This is a genomic window from Streptomyces sp. YS-3 (genome assembly GCF_045257485.1).
Lineage (GTDB): Bacteria > Actinomycetota > Actinomycetes > Streptomycetales > Streptomycetaceae > Streptomyces.
Map to the genome: position 1 here is coordinate 1 of NZ_JBJHPC010000856.1, position 2,131 is coordinate 2,131.

Annotated in this window: 2 protein-coding genes and 1 pseudogene; 2 read left to right on the top strand and 1 reads right to left on the bottom strand. The window is 68.7% G+C overall.

Going from position 1 to position 2,131, the window contains the following annotated elements; all coding sequences use genetic code 11:
• Positions 1 to 416: 416 nt before the first annotated feature.
• Entirely contained in the window at positions 417 to 539 is a 123-nt protein-coding gene (locus ACJA3G_RS35590) for a hypothetical protein (protein WP_406557165.1), read from the bottom strand.
• Between the two features lie 431 nt (positions 540 to 970).
• On the opposite strand from ACJA3G_RS35590, the gene ACJA3G_RS35595 reads away from it, so the two are divergent.
• Both ACJA3G_RS35595 and ACJA3G_RS35600 read left to right on the top strand, forming a co-directional pair.
• On the top strand, positions 971 to 1,396 hold the full coding sequence (locus ACJA3G_RS35595; protein ID WP_406557166.1) for a hypothetical protein: 426 nt from the start codon (positions 971 to 973) through the stop codon (positions 1,394 to 1,396).
• Positions 1,393 to 2,131, top strand: a pseudogene (locus ACJA3G_RS35600) (RHS repeat protein); the annotation flags it as partial. The gene ACJA3G_RS35595 and the pseudogene ACJA3G_RS35600, both read left to right, overlap by 4 nt.

Below are 2,131 nucleotides of genomic sequence, written 5' to 3' on the forward strand. Positions count from 1 at the left end.
CCCTCACGCAGACCAGCCGCCGAGCCGGCGCCCACAGCGTCGGCTCGTAACCAGCCTCGTCGAAGAGATGCATGGTCAATCCCACGGACTTTCCGTCCCCGCCTCTCGGCCGAGAACCTGACGCCCTGCGCTATCCACGGGCCGCCCCGGTCCAGCGCCGAACCGCGTCGCCGGTCGGCGCTGGGCCGTGAGCGTCGCGGAGTCCACCGCCACGCTTGCGGGCCGTGCAGCGCACCGCCCTGGTTGGGGGACGGGTGGCGCATCCATCCCGCGCGGGGAAGCCGAAGGCCCACTTCACCAACGGCCGCACGCCCGCCACCGTACCGTCGAGGTCACCTCGGAACGCTCGCCCGCACGGCGGACCCCGACGAGGCGCGATCCCGCCGAGGCCAGCGGCCCGGGTACTTCGCTGCGACTCACATGGTCGGTACGGCCAGACTCGAAGCCAACTCCGGGTGCTGGCGCTTCAGTTCGTCGACGAGCACCGGGAGCGGTGAGGTGGCGCTCACGTTGGTGGCGAGGACCCGAAGCGGCAGCACGACGCTCTCCCCGGACCTCAGCCCCATCCGCACTCGAAAGTTCGTTCGACGCGGGCGGCCCCGATCGCCTCTTCCGTCCGGACAGGCAGGCAGGTACGGGGGTCGACCCACAGGGCCAGGGTGATCTCCTGGACCCCGCCGGTGTACTCCCTGCCCTTACTCTGCCCGGTGAGATCGGACCCCTTGTCGCGGGTGGACGCACACCCCAGCAACTCGACCGCCCGTGCATCCAGAACTTGCCGCGTGAGAACGCCACCTTGCGGCCATCGAGTCGTACGCAACGCCCGCTATGACGGCCCCCTCCCCTCACCCATGGCCGGTGAGGCCAGGTCGACAACAAGGCTCCGACCTGCTCTTTGTTACGTTCCCACGACACCTTCTTTGCGGTCCCTTGACCCTGGCCCTCTACGGTCGTGGAGTTGCACCCGCAGATGGCAAGGGCGGGTGGCGGGTTCGACGGGGGAAGGTGCCGGGTGGGCGACGACGGCAAGGTTCTGGACATCAAGACGGCTGATCTGAAGCTGTCGGCGCCGGTGTTCCATGAGCAGGCGAAGAATCTGAGCACGGCGCTCACGAATCTGGTGAAGGCGCTGGACGGTTTCGGCAAGCCCTGGGGCGATGACGAGCAGGGCAAGGCGTTCGGGGACGCCTACGAGCCGCAGCAGAAGGCGATCGAGCGAGGCGCGGGGATCCTGGTGCTCGGGCTGACGAGCATCCACGAGGCGATGATCGACATGTCGGACGGGCATGTCGACAACGATGAGCTGATCGCCGGGATGTTCGCCAAGGTGAAGCCGCAGGAGTCGTCGCACGATCCGCACGATCCGCACGCGCCTCACCAGGACGGTGCCAAGTGAGCATCGAGGACGAGGCCAAGAAGGTCCTGCTCAAGCTGGGCATGTGGTGGCCGGACGCCAACTCGGGCACCCTGCGGCACGCGGCGCAGGCGTGGCGGACCTTCGCGGACGCGGTCGACGACGTGCGTACGCCCGTCAACAACACCGCGAACTCGCTCATCCACAACAACCAGGGTGAGGCGATCGCGACCTTCACCACGTTCTGGGAGCGATACGCCAAGGGTAACGACGCGGGCTGGCTCAGCGATCTGTCGAAGGCTTCGCGGAAGATGGCGGAGGGGCTGGAGAAGTTCGCGGACGCGGTGGACGACGCGATCACCAAACTCTGGACGCAGATCGGTATCGACGCGGCGGTGATCGCGGGCGGTATCGCCCTGGCGTTCGTCACCGCGGGCCTGGCCTCGGGGGCCGCGGTGGCCGCCGCCGATGTGATCATCGAGATGGGTGCCACGCTGGGTGTCGCGGTCTCCACCACGGTCGCGGAGATCGCGGCGGGCACGCTGGTCGCGGCGGCGTTCGGCGGCGTCGAGTCGGTCACCGTGGACCTGGCCGTCGCCCAGCCGCTGAAGATCGCCACTGGTCTGCAGAGCGGCTTCAGCCTGGACGAGATCAACCAGGCCGCCAAGGACGGCATGATCTTCGGCGGGGCGCTGGGGGCAGGCAGCGGGGTGCTCAAGGCGGGCGTCGAGGGCGCGTTCACCAACCCGACACCGTTCATGCTGCGCCCGCCCTCCC

Bases quoted from the DNA above. Each gene is read 5' to 3' on its own strand.
- ACJA3G_RS35595 (WP_406557166.1), top strand. From the start codon at position 971: ATGGCAAGGGCGGGTGGCGGGTTCGACGGGGGAAGGTGCCGGGTGGGC.